We start from the raw sequence: 14,889 nt of genomic DNA on the forward strand, positions 1-14,889 counted from the left end.
CCCCGCCAGCGATGACAATCGCCACCACTGCGAGAAACACAGCCCCGGAAGCGTCCCGCATCCGGTCGGTGACGGCTTGAGGCAGGTTTCCTGGCTCGCGCTTCGTCGGCTGCCTCGCCTTCCCGGGCCTTGCACCCAGTGGCATTGGAGGAGCCTCAGCGCTCACAGTTGCGGGAGCAGCCACGGCTGCGGTCCATTGAAGAATGACCGTTCCGTGTTCCCTTTTCCTCCGGCGGGCGGACACCTGCCGGAGCACCTCAAGCGAACCGAAATCGCTTAGCAACTGGCTCCGGCATCGTCAATCGACCGTTGCGCGCCGTTACCGTCCGGTTCGCTGTTCCGGGTCAGTGTCTGTCAGTTGGGTGAAATACTTCATTGTTGCGGAATCGGCTCTTCATGTAGTTTTTGCGGCAATACTGTCGCAAACCCGTCATTGGAATTGTCGAAAAAGTTGCAGAATTCGATTTCCGAACCCCGGGGAATTTTGACATCGGGGGCGGGATGGGAAATGCTAATCGCGAACCGAAAACGGTAGATAATGGGAGTGCGTCGATGACGTTTTTCAAGAGCAATGGCGAGAAGGTGCCGGCCCGCGTTGCCGAAATGGCGGATGAGGCACGAGCCGGCCGAATGGACCGGCGTGAGTTTCTTGCGCTCGCAAGCGCGCTCGGCGCGTCGACGGCGGCAGCCTATGGAATGCTGGGCCTCGCCGCCCCGGAGCGGGCCATGGCGCAGGAGCCGAAAATGGGCGGGACGCTGCGTGTCGCAATGTTCATCAAGGATCCGAAAGACCCGCGCACGGCCGACTGGTCGGAGATCGCAAACGCCATGCGCCAGACACTTGAGCCGCTGGTGAAGTATACGCGCGATTTCACCTTCGAGGGCAAGCTTATCGAAAGCTGGGAAGTCAACGAGGATGCGACCGAGTACATCCTTCACGTGCGGCCGGGCGTGACCTGGAACAATGGCGATGCCTTCACGGCAGATGACGTGATCTACAATTTCAACCGCTGGTGCGACCAGACCGTGGAAGGCAATTCCATGCCGGCCCGCATGGCCTCGCTCGTCGATCCGGAGACCAAGAAGGCGCGCGAGGGCGCGATCGAGAAGGTCGACGACATGACGGTGAAGCTCAACCTGTCGGCGCCCGATATTTCGATCATCCCCGGCATGTCGGACTATCCGGCCCTCATCGTTCATCCGAGCTTTGACGAGACGGGCCGCGATTTTGTCGCCAATCCCATTGGCACCGGCCCCTTCGAGCTGGTGTCCTACGAAGTGGGCAACCGGGTGGAACTGAAGAAGCGGGCCGACGGCAAATGGTGGGGTGGCGAAGCCTATCTCGATGGCATCGAGTTCATCGACTACGGCACGGATCCGTCCGCGACCGTCAGCGCGTTTGAGTCCGGAGAAATCCACACGAACTACGAGACCACCGCCGATTTCGTGGACATTCTCGATTCACTCGGCCTGGTGAAATCAGAGGTCACCACCGCCACAACGATCGTGGCGCGCACCAATGTCAACAACAAGCCTTATGATGACGAGAAGGTGCGCCGCGCGCTGCAGCGCGCGGTCGACAACACGACCGTTCTGGCGCTTGGCTACAACAATGCCGGCGAGGTGGCCGAGAACCACCATGTCTGCCCGATCCATCCTGAATATGCGGAGCTGCCGAAGCTTGAGCGCAATCTGGACGAGGCCAAGGCGCTCATGGAAGAGGCCGGCCAGATGGACCATGAGCACGAGCTCATCACCGTGGACGAGGACTGGCACAAGAACACGGGCGACGCCATCGCCGCCCAGTTGCGCGAGGCCGGCTTCAAGGTGAAACGCACGGTGCTGCCCGGCTCCACCTTCTGGAACGACTGGACGAAGTATCCCTTCTCCATGACCAACTGGAACATGCGTCCGCTGGGCATCCAGGTGGTGGCGCTCGCTTACCGCACGGGCGAGGCGTGGAACGAATCCGCCTATTCCAATCCGGAGCTCGACAAGCTGATCGAGGAGGCGCTGGCCATTCCCGATCCGGACAATCGCCGCGAGGTGATGAAGAAGATCGAGGAGATCATCCAGGGCTCGGGCATCATTCTCCAGCCCTACTGGCGCAAGCTCTATAACCACTCGGTGGAGGCCGTGAAGAACCACGGGATGCACCAGACCTTTGAGATCGATCTGGAAAAGGTCTGGCTCGACGAGGGCTGAGACCGGACATCAGGGGGCCGAAAGGCCCCCTTTTGCGCAGGCAATCAATAACAACCTCCGTCAACGGGGGAAGGGGAAACCGTGCTTGGGTTTATTCTGAGACGTCTGGGCGTCATGGCATTGACGATGCTGTGTCTGACCCTTGTCGTTTTCTTTCTGGTCAATCTGGAACCGAATCTGAAGAAGCTCGCCATCAGTCAGCTCGACATGCGCTCCTCGGCTGAGCAGCTCGAAAGCTGGCTGCAGAAAAACGGTTATCGCCAGAATTTCTTCGTACGGTACGGCCAGTGGCTCGGCGTTGTGCAGAAACAGCCAAATATCGACCCGGAAACCGGGGTGGCTTCACCGCGGTTTTCCTATTGCGATGAACCGGCGGAACCCTATTACGGCGGCATCCTGCAGGGCGACTTTGGCTGTTCAACCAAGTTCAAGGTGCCTGTTGCCGAAAAGCTCTTTCCGGCCCTTGGCGCTACCGGCATCCTGATGTTCTGGGTCATGGTGGTGATGGTTCCCGTCGCACTTCTGATCGGCGTTCTTGCCGGGATGCGGGAGGGCACACGAACGGACCGAACACTGTCCGTCGCATCGATCGCGACCACGGCAACGCCTGAATATGTGTCCGGCGTGATCTTCGCCGTGATCTTCGCTTCATGGCTCGGATGGTTGAACGGATCAGCCGCGACCGCGACAAGGCAGGGTATCTCCTTCTACAATTTCACCCTGCCGGTGATGACGATGGCGATTTACGGCATCGGCTATATCGCGCGCATGACGCGGGCCTCCATGGTGGAGGTCATGACGCAGCAATATATCCGTACCGCCCGCCTCAAGGGGCTGGGCTTCCGCGCCGTGGTGATCAAGCACGCGCTGCGCAATGCGCTGATCGCACCCTTCACGGTCATCATGCTGCAGTTTCCCTGGCTTCTGACCGGTGTCGTCATCGTGGAAGTGATGTTCCGCTATCAGGGGTTTGGCTTCACGCTGGTGGAGGCGGCAAGCAACAACGACATCGATCTGCTTTTAGGCTGTTCTCTGGTGTCGGTCTTCGTCGTCCTGTCCACCCAGCTCATTTCGGATGTGGGCTATGCCTATCTCAACCCGCGCATTCGCGTGCAGTAGGGAGGACACGCGATGCAGATAGAATACCTTGGAACCTTCGGCATCATCTTTGGCGTGCTGGCGCGCTTCTGGCCGGTGTGGATCGCGCTGGCGGTCATTCTGCTGTTCAGCACGAGCTTCCGTGAACGGCTCGGCCTCTACGGCCAGTTGTTTGAGACGGGTGTCGGCGTTGCTGGCGTTATGATCTGCTTTTTCTGGCTGTTCACGGCGATCTTCGCCGGTACGGTCGCGCCTTTCGACCCGCTGGCGCAGTTTCCGATCATGAAGAATGTTCTGCCGGGCGCCATCGAACCGGAAAGCGGGCAGGCCTTTCTGTTCGGCGGGGACAGGCTGGCGCGCGACGTGTTCTCGCGCATGGTCTATGGCAGCCAGATCGTTCTGATCATCGCGCCTGCGGCGACGCTCTTCGCCCTCATGGTGGGCACCACGCTCGGCCTGCCGGCCGGCTATTATGGCGGGCGGATCGACAGTTTTCTGTCGTTCCTGGCCAATCTGGTCCTCGCCTTTCCCGTTATCCTGCTCTTCTACCTTCTGGTGACGCCGGGCATCCGCGAAACACCCATTCCACAATGGATGGCGGGTGTTTTCTTCATCTTCCCGATCGTGTTCTTCGTGACCCTGTTCTGGACGCGTTTTCGCAGCCGTCCGCAGCTTCTGGCCATCCAGCTTGCGCTTACGCTCCTGATCGGCGGCTGGGCCTATGTGGGGCTCGTGTTCGATGCCGATCCGCTCGGCATCATCTCGATCAGCTCCAACCAGCTCAACATCTTCGTGGCCGTGGTGTTTGCTTCTTCCCCGGGCGTTTTCCGCATCGTTCGCGGGCTGGTGATGGACATCAAGACACGGGACTATGTAGCGGCTGCCCAGACGCGTGGTGAAACGCCCTGGTACATCATGCTGTGGGAAGTGCTGCCCAATGCGCGCGGGCCGCTCATCGTCGATGTGTGCCTGCGTATCGGTTACACGACCATCCTTCTTGGAACGCTCGGCTATTTCGGCCTTGGCCTTGCGCCTGAAAGCCCGGACTGGGGTACTGGCATCAAGGAATCGAGCCGTCTGCTCAGGGCCTATGTGCACCCCGCGCTGCCGCCCGTTTTTGCCCTCATGTCCTTCGTGCTCGGGCTGAACCTGCTTGCCGACGCGCTGCGTGAACAATCGCTGAAGGATTGAGGATGAACACTGAGAGCGACGCCATGAACGAAGCCATCAGCATCACACGCGGCCAGAAGAGCGGTAAGCCGATCCTCGAAATCGAAAACCTCTCCATCTCCTTCTTCACGCGTGCCGGCGAAATCCCGGCGGTGATGGATTTTTCCTGCGAGGTCATGCCCGGCGAGGCGATGGGCATCGTTGGTGAATCCGGCTGCGGCAAGTCAACCGTTTCACTCGGCATCATGCGCGACCTGTCCAATGTCGGGCAGATCGTCGGTGGCCGCATCAGGTTCAAGGGCCGCGACATGGCCGAGATGAGCGAGGAGGAACTGCGCCAGATTCGCGGCAATGAGATCGCCATGATCTATCAGGAGCCGATGGCGAGCCTCAACCCGGCCATGAAGATCGGCCAGCAGCTCATGGAAGTGCCGCTCATTCACGACAATGTCTCGAAGGAGGAGGCGCGGCGCCGGGCGCTGGAAATGGTTGAGGCGGTGCGTCTGCCGGACCCCGAACGCATGATGCGGTCCTATCCGCACCAGCTCTCCGGCGGCCAGCAGCAGCGTATCGTCATCGCCATGGCGCTCCTTTCCAAGCCGGCACTGCTTCTGCTCGACGAGCCGACGACTGCACTCGACGTTACGGTTGAAGCCGGCATCGTCGAACTGGTGAAGGGGCTCGGGAAGAAATACGGCACGTCGATGATCTTCGTGTCGCACAATCTCGGCCTTATCCTGGAGACCTGCGACCGCGTTACGGTGATGTATTCGGGCGAGGCGGTGGAGACGGGCCGCGTCGAAGACGTGTTCGACCGGATGCGCCATCCCTATACGCAAGGGCTCTTCCGCTCCATTCCGCTGCCGGGTGCCGACAAGAACGAGAGGCCGCTGATTGCCATTCCCGGCCAGTTGCCGCTGCCGCACGAGCGCCCAAAGGGCTGCAATTTCGGCCCACGCTGCCAGCATTTCAAGGAAGGCCTGTGCGATGCGGGCGAAGTGCCGATGCTGCCGGTTGAAGGGCATGAGCGGCACCATTCGCGCTGCCTGCGCTTTGATGAGATCGACTGGAGCGCGCTGCCGGAAGGCGCGCTTGTAGACAAAGAGCCGATCGAGCCCGGCAAGCCAATGCTGCGCATCGAAAATCTCAAGAAATACTATCACGTGGCCGCCAACAGCATTTTTGGTGGCGGTGATACCAAGACCGTCAAGGCCAATGAGCAGATCAGCTTTGAGGCGCGGGAATCCGAAACCGTTGCGATTGTTGGCGAATCCGGTTGCGGAAAATCGACCCTCGCCAAGGTGCTTCTCGGGCTGGAAACGGCCACCGATGGCGAGGTGGTGCTCGCAAACGAACCCATTCAGTCGACGCCTGTCGAAGACCGGAATACCGGCACGGTCGCCGGCATCCAGATGGTGTTTCAGAACCCGTTCGACACACTCAATCCAAGCCACTCTGTCGGTTCGCAGATCGTGCGCACGCTGGAGAAGTTCAACATCGGCAACACGCTGGCCGAACGCAGGCAGCGCATGCTGGAACTGCTCGATCTGGTAAAGCTGCCACGCGCCTTTGCCGAGCGCATGCCGCGCCAGCTTTCCGGCGGGCAGAAGCAGCGCATCGGCGTTGCCCGGGCGTTTGCCGGCAATGCCAAGGTGGTGGTGGCGGACGAGCCCGTCTCCGCGCTCGACGTTTCCGTGCAGGCGGCGGTGACCGAGCTTCTGATGGACATTCAGCGCAAGAACAAGACCACCATGCTGTTCATCAGCCATGACCTTTCCGTGGTGCGCTATCTGGCCGACCGGGTGGTCGTCATGTATCTCGGCCATATCGTGGAGCAGGGGACGACCGACCAGATATTCGCGCCGCCCTATCATCCCTATACGGAGGCGTTGCTCTCGGCGATCCCGATTGCCGATACCTCCGTGCGCAAGAAGCATATCGTCTTGGAAGGCGATATTCCTTCGGCGATGAACCCGCCCTCAGGGTGCCCTTTCCAGACACGATGCCGGTACAAGGACCAGGTTCCGGGCGGCAAGTGCGAACGGGAGGTGCCGCCGTTGAAGGATCTGGGTAACGGACATTTCAGCCTTTGCTGGCTGGACGATGACGTTCTGAAATCCATGGAGCCGGTGATCAGTTTCGATGCGCCACGGAAAACCGGCAAATCGGCGCGCCGGCAGGGGAAGGCAAAGGCGGCCAGTCAGAAACCGAAGGCAAAGGGCGAAATCCGGCCGATTGCCGGAGGTCGAAAGCCGGTCAGGGCTTCTGCGGCAGGCCTGTCGGCCGTGCCGGGCTCCTCCTCGCCGAAACGTGTTCAGGCGGAGGCCGGAGGCGGGCGTCAGGCCGCATCCGCCCGCGTCAAGCCGGCTACCGCAAAGACGGCAAAAGAGGCGAAGCCCGCCCGCATCCGCAAGCCCAAAAAGCCGGATGATCTGAAGCTGATTTCCGGCGTGGGGCCGAAGCTGGAGACGCGGCTCAACGATCTCGGAATCTACACCTTTGCGCAGATCTCAGCCTGGAAGAAGGCCGAGCGCGACTGGGTGGACGATCATCTGAGCTTCAAGGGACGCATCGAGCGCGATGACTGGGTGAAACAGGCCAAGGCACTCGCAAAGGGCGGTGTCGAGGAGTATGTGCGGGTGTTCGGCAAGAAGCCGCGCTGATCCCGATCCTGTCACGCATTTTAAGCGATCTCTTCTGGATATCGTCACGACTTTGCAGCACTTTGCGCCGGCCAGTCGATATGCGAAGGAGAGTCGCGTGCCTGCCCGGATCGTTCAGATTTTGCTTGTGTTGCTGATCTTTGCCGGTTTGTCGGTTTCTTTCTCGGATGACGCCCACGCGCGGCGTGGCGTGGCAGCCGAGGCGACGGCTGATTTGAAGCTGCGCGAGGGGCCGGGCGTGCGCCATAGAGCCGTTCTCACCATCCCGCGCGGCGCGCGTGTTGCGACACTGCGGTGCACGCGCCGCTACGCGTGGTGCGAGGTTGGCTATGCCGGGCGCACCGGGTGGGTTTCCGCGCGGTATCTGCGTGACACTCGTCCGCGTTATGGGGATCGACCGATTTCGGATGTCGGTGCCCTGATTGGCCTTGAAATCTTTGACTTCGTGATGCGCGAACTGGACGAGCGCGACTGCGACAGGGCGTTTGAAGTGGTCGGAGGGGCTGGCGGGGATCGACGCCCCACGCCGCGCAATGCGTGCTTCTATGATCGCCCGAATTTCGAGGGCCGCCGGTATTGTGCGGGGATCGGAGATGACGTGCGCGGCTTGCGCGGGCGCATCGCATCGATCCGGGTTGGAGAGCGCACATCTGTCGAAATGTGTCCGCGGCCCGATTATGACGGGCGCTGCAGCCTGCTCACGCGCGACGTGCCGTTGCTTCGCCGAGGTGACGCGGCTTCCACTTTTCGCGTGCTTCGCCGTCGGGCAGGGGATGAGCAGGATTTTGAGCCCATGCGCCGGGCCTGTTTCTATGAAGGGGCGGATTTTCGCGGGGCGAGCCTCTGTTTCGATGCGGGTGACGGAAGCCCACGGTTGCCGCGTGAATGGATCGGACGCATTGCGTCCGTCCGTCTTGAGGGCGGGGCCGAGGCGCGTATCTGCGAGCGGCGCAATTTGACGGGCTGGTGTGAAACGATTGAGCGCAGCATGCGACGCCTGCGCGATTACTACACCGACGACATTCGCTCCATCGAAGTCTACTGAGTGAGGGTCGGCAGCGGATCCTTTAAAACGCCGACCTGTACGGCGGCGTTTTGGCAAGGAATATCTGCAGCTTAAAATATGATTATAGAATTCATCTTTATTTTCAAAGAGATGTGCGGCGCGTCAAAATTTGACCGATTGATAAAAAAATGAAACTGCGTTAGCCTTTCCCCAATAATAAAAGGGGAATACGGAATGGCTGATGGTCTCTATGCGGACGGCATCGCCGCCGGCCGCCTTTCCGGTGAGGAGTACGACAGGAACTTCTCCGACCTGCATCCACCGCTCGACCGCCATGAGGCGGCCGTGGAGGCGGATCGCTGTTACTTCTGCTTCGATGCGCCGTGCATGACGGCGTGTCCGACATCGATCGACATACCCATGTTCATCCGCCAGATCGCCACGGACAATCCGCTGGGGTCTGCCAGGACGATCTTCGACCAGAACATTCTTGGCGGTATGTGCGCCCGCGTTTGCCCGACGGAGACGCTGTGCGAAGAAGCCTGCGTGCGTGAAGAAGCGGAGGGCAAGCCGGTGCAGATCGGCCGTCTGCAACGCTATGCCACCGATGCGGCGATGGCCGCAGGCGCACAGTTTTATGAGCGTGCCGCGCCAACCGGCAAGCGGGTTGCCATTGTCGGGGCCGGGCCTGCGGGGCTTGCCTGCGCCCATCGACTGGCCATGCACGGGCATGACGTCACCATCTTCGAGGCTAGATCAAAGCCTGGCGGCCTCAACGAGTTCGGCATTGCCGCCTACAAGACGCCGGGCGGGTTTGCCCAGGCCGAGGTGGATTATGTGATGGCGATTGGCGGCATCACGCTTGAGGAAGGCAAGGCGCTGGGGCGGGACTTTTCGCTCGGTGACCTTAGCCGGGATTTCGACGCCGTGTTCCTCGGCATGGGGCTGGCCGGCGTCAACGCGCTCGGCGCTGAGGGTGAAGATGTTGAAGGCGTGGAGAGCGCGGTGGATTACATCGCACATCTGCGTCAGGCGCAGGATCTCGCCAGCCTGCCGGTCGGTCGCCGTGTCGTCGTGATCGGCGGCGGGATGACGGCCATCGACGCTGCCGTTCAGGCAAGGCTCCTTGGCGCCGAGGAGGTCACAATCTGCTATCGCCGGGGCCAGGAACACATGAACGCATCGGAGTTCGAGCAGGATCTGGCCGCCTCCAAAGGCGTTGTCATCCGGCACTGGCTGCAGCCCCGGCGCATTCTTGCCGACAAGGGCAGGGTCACGGGGATCGAACTTGAATACACGGCACTGAAGGACGGAAAGCTTTCAGGCACCGGTGAGACACTGACCCTGCGCGCCGACCAGGTGTTCAAGGCCATCGGCCAGTCTTTCGAGGCCGGGGTTCTGAACGGGTCTGGCGCATCGATTGCGCTTGAGGGGCGTCGCATCAAGGTGGACGAGGAAGGGCGCACCTCCATGTCGAAGGTCTGGGCCGGTGGCGATTGCATCGCCGGCGGCGACGATCTCACCGTTTCGGCGGTCGCGCAGGGGCGCGACGCGGCCGAGAGCATCCACCGCGCATTGGCCGGCTGAGGAGCGAGAAACCCATGGCAGACATTCGCAGCAATTTCGTTGGTATCAAGTCTCCCAATCCGTTCTGGCTTGCTTCCGCACCGCCCACCGACAAGGCCTACAATGTCGAGCGCGCCTTTAAGGCGGGCTGGGGCGGCGTCGTCTGGAAGACGCTTGGGGAGGAGGGCCCACCGGTCGTCAATGTCAATGGGCCGCGCTATGGCGCGATCTGGGGGGCCGACCGCCGGCTGCTCGGCCTCAACAATATCGAGCTCATCACCGACCGCGATCTTTATCTGAACCTGCGCGAGATCAAGCAGGTGAAGAAGAACTGGCCTGACCGGGCACTGGTGGTTTCGCTCATGGTGCCCTGTGAGGAGGCGGCCTGGAAGGCGATTCTTCCTTTGGTGGAGGAAACCGAAGCGGACGGCATTGAGCTCAATTTTGGCTGTCCGCACGGTATGAGCGAGCGCGGCATGGGCTCCGCCGTGGGGCAGGTGCCCGAATATGTCGAGATGGTCGTGCGCTGGTGCAAGCAGACCACGCGCATGCCGGTCATCACCAAGCTGACACCGAACATCACCGATGTGCGTAAACCGGCCCGTGCCGCTCATGCCGGGGGCACGGATGCGGTTTCGCTGATCAACACGATCAACTCGATCACGGGAGTGGACCTAGACAGCTTTGCGCCCGAGCCCACCATTGACGGCAAGGGCTCTCACGGCGGTTATTGCGGCCCTGCGGTTAAACCCATCGCGCTCAACATGGTGGCCGAGATCGCGCGCGATCCCGAGACTGCCGGTCTGCCGATTTCCGGCATCGGCGGTGTCACCACATGGCGCGATGCCGCCGAGTTCCTGGCGCTTGGGGCAGGGACGGTGCAGGTGTGCACCGCCGCCATGACCTATGGCTTCAAGATCGTCGAGGAGATGATCGAGGGGCTGGAAAACTGGATGGACGCCAAGGGGCATGCCACGCTCGATGATGTGATCGGCCGGGCAACACCAAACGTGACCGACTGGCAGTATCTTAATCTAAACTACGTCACCAAGGCGCGGATCGATCAGGATCAGTGCATCAAATGCGGTCGCTGCCACATCGCCTGCGAGGACACGTCGCATCAGGCCATCACCGCCATGGTGGACGGAAAACGCCATTTCGAGGTGATCGAAGAGGAGTGCGTCGGCTGCAATCTGTGCGTCAATGTCTGTCCGGTGGAAGGCTGCATCGACATGGTGCCGCTGGCCGCCGGTGCGCTCGACAAGCGCACGGGTGAAAAAGTTCAGCCCTCTTATGCCAACTGGACGACACATCCCAACAATCCGTCCAGGGTGGCTGCCGAGTAGCAGTGGTGAGCGGCGGCGGGATGCCGCCGCTCCCGTTTGTGCTCAGGCGGTGACTGCGTGCCGACGCAGGATCACGCCATCTTTCTTCTCCAGAAAGCGCTTCAGCCGTTCGGGATAGTCATGCACCACGGCTTCGCGCACCGAGGCGCGCTCGGCGAGCGTTTTGCGCCACTTTTGTGTCCTGGTGAGACCATCGAAGACACCAAGATCGGCAATCTCGTCGAAGACATCGAAATAGCGGAAGGCCGGCGCAAACACCGCGTCGACAATGGTGAAGCGGCTGCCGGCGAAGAAAGGCCCTTCGCCGAGTTCGTTTTCGATGCGTGCGAATTTCTCTTTCAACGCGATGATGGCGGCGTCGAAGGCGGCCTCGTCCTTGGTCGTCTCGAGCGTCCAGATGTCAGAGAGGGCAGCCGAACCGAACTCCATCCAGGCGCGATGCCGGGCGCGGGTGACGGGATTTTCGGGATGGAGGCGAGGTGTTTCGGTCTCGTCCAGATACTCGACGATCGCTGCGCTTTCGAACAGCACGTCATCACCGACCCGCAGGACGGGCACCTTGCCGCGCGGCGAAATCTTCAGAAACCAGTCGGGCTTGTTTTCAAGGTCTATGTCGACGCGTTCGAATGCCACGTCCTTTTCGGCAAGGACGATGGCCGCACGCTGCACATAGGGGCAGAGGTCGAAGGAGATCAATGTGGGCATTTGAGGCATGGGATCGCTCGTTCATGGTTGATGTCGATGTAATTGCATTTATATTGCCGGTTTAGACTTGTCAAACTGGATGCAATTGCATCTAATAACATTTTGGTGAAGCATGACCTCCACACCTGATGACGCCGCCGTTTCCGCCTGGGTTGCGCTGGCGCGCGCCTATCGACTGGCTTTCGCGACCTTCGAGGCACGGCTGAAGGCGGAGAGCCTGCCGCCGATGGCCTGGTACGATGCGCTTTGGGAACTAGAAAAGGCAGGTGAGGCGGGTCTCCGTCCGTTCGAGCTGGAGCAGGCAATGCTCTTTGAGCAGTACAATCTCTCCCGGCTGGTGGAGCGCCTGGCCAGAGCCGGTCTTGTGGAGCGCTGCGCATGCCCGGAAGACCGGCGGGGGCAGGTTCTGTCCATCACCGCTGAAGGCAAGTCAACGCGCGCACGCATGTGGCGCGTTTATGGGGAGGCGCTTGCGGAGACCATCGGAGGCCGGCTTGATGACGGGGAGTTGCGGTTGCTCGCCGGTCTTTTGCGCAAGCTCGGTTAGGTCTCCCTTCGATCTTTTGTCAGGAAGAGTCAGAAGTCTGTCGTATCCATATTGTGGATATAAAATATCCGGGATATGTATCATCCATAATTAGGAGAGCGAGATGAAGCTGAGTGAAGGTGTTGAAGCGGCAATCCACTGCGCCACGCTTCTGGCGCAGCTGGAGGAGGGGCGAACCATGCCCGCCAGCGCGCTTGCCGAATATCACGGGCTTTCGCCGAGCTATCTCCTGAAACATCTGAAGACGCTGGCGGCGGCAGGGATTCTGGAATCCGTGTCCGGCCCGCATGGCGGCTATCGGCTGGCGCTGTCGGCCGATGCGATCACCCTGCTCGATGTGGTGCTGGCCATTGAAGGGCCGAAGCCGGCTTTTCGCTGTGCGGAGATCCGCCAGCGCGGGCCGGGGGCGCTGGAGCCCCGGGCTTACACGCGGCCATGCGGCATCAACGCTGCGATGCTGCGGGCCGAGCAGGCCTATCGCGCGGAGCTGCGCAAGACGCGGCTCTCAGATGTGATCGCGGATTATCAGGCAGGCGCTGATCCCCGCGCGCTCGCATTCGGCTGTGCCTTTGTGGAGCGCCATCAGCGCCCCTAGGCCGCAAACCGGTTTCCCGCAGAGAAAGGATATGATCATGCAGGAACGTCTGAACTACATGAAGATCGCCCCGGAACTGATCGGCGCTGTGCTGAACCTGAAGAAAGCCGTGGACAGATCGGGTCTCGACCATCGGCTGATCCATCTGGTGAACCTGCGTGCCTCGCAGATCAACGGCTGCAGCTATTGCGTCGACATGCACACCCGCGAGGCGCGGCGCGACGGTGAGAGCGAGCAACGCGTGCATCTCGTGTCGGCATGGCGGGAATCGCCGCTTTACACCGAGCGCGAACGTGCCGCTTTGGCCTGGACCGAGCGCCTGACGAATATTTCCGACGGTCCGGTCGAAGATGCGCTTTACGCGGAGATGCTGGAGCATTTTAGCGAGGAGGAACTGGTGCAGCTCTCCGTGCTCGTTGGGCTGATCAATGTGTGGAACCGGATTGCGATCCCGTTCCGCTCCGTTCATCCAGTCGTCAGCGATCAGGAAATCGCCGCCGCCTGATCACGCTGGGCGCCACAGCCCCACCCGCCGAGGGTGGGGCTTTTGAAAGAGAAAGCCATGTTCCTTTCCGATTTCATGCTTCTGCCTTTTCTGGGGAGCCTGCTCCTTGGTGGGGCGTTCGTCTTCGCAGGATTGCGCAATCTCGCCAACGTCCCCTTTTTAACCGACGCTCTCGCAGCCCGCGGGGTGCCTCTGGCAAAGGTGGTGCTTTTCGCCGGGATTGCGCTTCAGTGCTGCGCAGGTGCGTTGCTGGCGGCGGGCGTTTTCCCCGTCTATGCGGCGGCTTCGCTGATTGTCTTCCTCGTCACCGCAACCCTGATCTTTCACAATTTCTGGGATCATGAAGGGGCGGACCGTGTGGCGCGGATCAACGGCGTCGTCTCCAATGTGGCACTTGCCGGTGGGTTTCTGCTGATCATGGCCAATGGCTGATCCAGCGTCCGTCATTCTCGAGAAGAGCCCGGAAACCGGTTTCGGTTTGCGGGCTTTTTCTTTAAACAAGCGGGCACAATGGGGAGGCCGGCTTGACGGACACCGCAGAGTTGAAAGCGGCGCGGCGTGAGGCGCATCGCGCTAGTGCAACAGGCATGGAGAAGCGGCTGGGGCATCTGGCCATGCTTGGCTTTGCCACGCTCGTGGCTGGTTCCTTCTCGCTGGGGTCGCTTGCCGCGCCACATATTGGCCCGGTCGCGCTCAATGCGGCGCGCTTTCTGATCGGCATCCTTTTCATGGGGCTGGTGGTGCGTTTCGTGCTGCGTCAGCCTCTCCCCTTTCCAAAAGCCCCGTGGCGCTTTCTGGTCCTGGGTGGGCTGATGGCGTTCTATTTCGTCACCATGTTCATGGCACTCGGCATGACAAGCCCCGTTTCCACCGGGGCCGTGTTCACGCTGATGCCGCTGCTCAGCGCGTTTTTCGGTTTTCTTTTTCTGCGGCAGGTGCCGCGCGGGCTGGTTATTCCAAGCCTCGTTCTGGCCGGGCTCGGTTCCGTGTGGGTCATTTTCGACGGGGATTTCGAGGCGATGCGCCGTTTCGACATTGGCGAGGGCGAGCTCATTTTCTTCGCCGGTGTCGTCGGACACGCAGCCTATGCGTCGCTCGTCCGGCTTTACAATCGCGGCGAACCGGTGATCGCCTTCACATTCTGGACGCTTCTGGCCACCGGCGTTCTGATCGCTCTTTACGGCATCGGCGAAATCGCTGCGACGGACTGGACTGCCTTGCCCTCCATCACCTGGATCGCGATCTTCTATCTTGCAATCTTCACCACGGCCGGCACATTTTTCCTGCTGCAGTTTGCCGCCCTGCGATTGCCGGCCTCCAAGGTGCTGGCCTACAACTATCTGACGCCGACACTGATCATCATGTTTGAAGGGCTGCTCGGCCATGGATGGGCGAGCCTTTCGGTCATGGCAGGCGCGGTCCTCACCATTCTTGGTCTGGTAATCCTGGCGCTTTCGCCCGAGAGGTGAGGACTGGAGCCGCT

General features: G+C 61.0%; 13 protein-coding genes and 1 riboswitch. Of the genes, 12 read left to right on the top strand and 1 reads right to left on the bottom strand.

Features of this window, described 5'->3' with window-relative positions:
* Window positions 1–63 precede the first annotated feature (63 nt).
* A riboswitch (cobalamin riboswitch) is annotated at window positions 64–275 on the bottom strand.
* A gap of 277 nt (window positions 276–552) precedes the next feature.
* From AC07E3_RS17065 to preA, 7 genes are all read left to right on the top strand, one after another.
* Window positions 553–2,205, top strand: a complete 1,653-nt coding sequence (locus tag AC07E3_RS17065) for an ABC transporter substrate-binding protein (protein ID WP_065814890.1) — start codon at window positions 553–555, stop codon at window positions 2,203–2,205.
* 81 nt (window positions 2,206–2,286) lie between these two features.
* Window positions 2,287–3,324 carry an ABC transporter permease gene (locus tag AC07E3_RS17070; RefSeq protein WP_086008139.1) on the top strand — a complete coding sequence of 346 codons (1,038 nt, stop codon included), beginning with the start codon at window positions 2,287–2,289 and terminating at the stop codon, window positions 3,322–3,324.
* Between the two features lie 12 nt (window positions 3,325–3,336).
* On the top strand, window positions 3,337–4,494 hold the full coding sequence (locus AC07E3_RS17075; RefSeq protein ID WP_336067832.1) for an ABC transporter permease: 1,158 nt from the start codon (window positions 3,337–3,339) through the stop codon (window positions 4,492–4,494).
* Between the two features lie 23 nt (window positions 4,495–4,517).
* Entirely contained in the window at window positions 4,518–7,136 is a 2,619-nt protein-coding gene (locus AC07E3_RS17080) for a dipeptide ABC transporter ATP-binding protein (RefSeq protein ID WP_478363587.1), read from the top strand.
* Between the two features lie 97 nt (window positions 7,137–7,233).
* Window positions 7,234–8,181, top strand: a complete 948-nt coding sequence (locus AC07E3_RS17085) for a peptidase inhibitor family I36 protein (RefSeq protein ID WP_478363546.1) — start codon at window positions 7,234–7,236, stop codon at window positions 8,179–8,181.
* Window positions 8,182–8,376: 195 nt separating this feature from the next.
* Window positions 8,377–9,729, top strand: coding sequence for an NAD(P)-dependent oxidoreductase (locus tag AC07E3_RS17090; protein WP_478363548.1), 1,353 nt, complete (start codon window positions 8,377–8,379; stop codon window positions 9,727–9,729).
* Window positions 9,730–9,743: 14 nt separating this feature from the next.
* Window positions 9,744–11,054 (top strand): NAD-dependent dihydropyrimidine dehydrogenase subunit PreA, encoded by a 1,311-nt coding sequence (gene preA, locus AC07E3_RS17095; protein ID WP_322338732.1) that lies wholly within the window; start codon window positions 9,744–9,746, stop codon window positions 11,052–11,054.
* Between the two features lie 42 nt (window positions 11,055–11,096).
* On the opposite strand, the gene AC07E3_RS17100 is transcribed toward preA, so the two are convergent.
* Window positions 11,097–11,768, bottom strand: a complete 672-nt coding sequence (locus tag AC07E3_RS17100; RefSeq protein WP_336067844.1) for a glutathione S-transferase family protein — start codon at window positions 11,766–11,768, stop codon at window positions 11,097–11,099.
* Window positions 11,769–11,871: 103 nt separating this feature from the next.
* Between AC07E3_RS17100 and AC07E3_RS17105 the strand changes: the two genes are divergently transcribed.
* The 5 genes from AC07E3_RS17105 to AC07E3_RS17125 all read left to right on the top strand — a co-directional run bounded on the left by AC07E3_RS17105 (window position 11,872) and on the right by AC07E3_RS17125 (window position 14,875).
* Window positions 11,872–12,306, top strand: a complete 435-nt coding sequence (locus tag AC07E3_RS17105) for a MarR family winged helix-turn-helix transcriptional regulator (RefSeq protein WP_336067847.1) — start codon at window positions 11,872–11,874, stop codon at window positions 12,304–12,306.
* 103 nt (window positions 12,307–12,409) lie between these two features.
* Entirely contained in the window at window positions 12,410–12,901 is a 492-nt protein-coding gene (locus AC07E3_RS17110) for an RrF2 family transcriptional regulator (protein WP_223003740.1), read from the top strand.
* 37 nt (window positions 12,902–12,938) lie between these two features.
* A complete protein-coding gene (locus tag AC07E3_RS17115; protein ID WP_065815343.1) occupies window positions 12,939–13,406 on the top strand; it encodes a carboxymuconolactone decarboxylase family protein in 468 nt (155 codons plus the stop codon).
* 57 nt (window positions 13,407–13,463) lie between these two features.
* A complete protein-coding gene (locus tag AC07E3_RS17120; RefSeq protein ID WP_478363551.1) occupies window positions 13,464–13,838 on the top strand; it encodes a DoxX family protein in 375 nt (124 codons plus the stop codon).
* A gap of 92 nt (window positions 13,839–13,930) precedes the next feature.
* Window positions 13,931–14,875: a DMT family transporter gene (locus tag AC07E3_RS17125; protein WP_478363553.1), complete on the top strand. Its 945-nt coding sequence runs from the start codon at window positions 13,931–13,933 to the stop codon at window positions 14,873–14,875.
* Window positions 14,876–14,889: the final 14 nt, after the last annotated feature.

It is taken from the genome of Nitratireductor lacus (assembly GCF_056431025.1).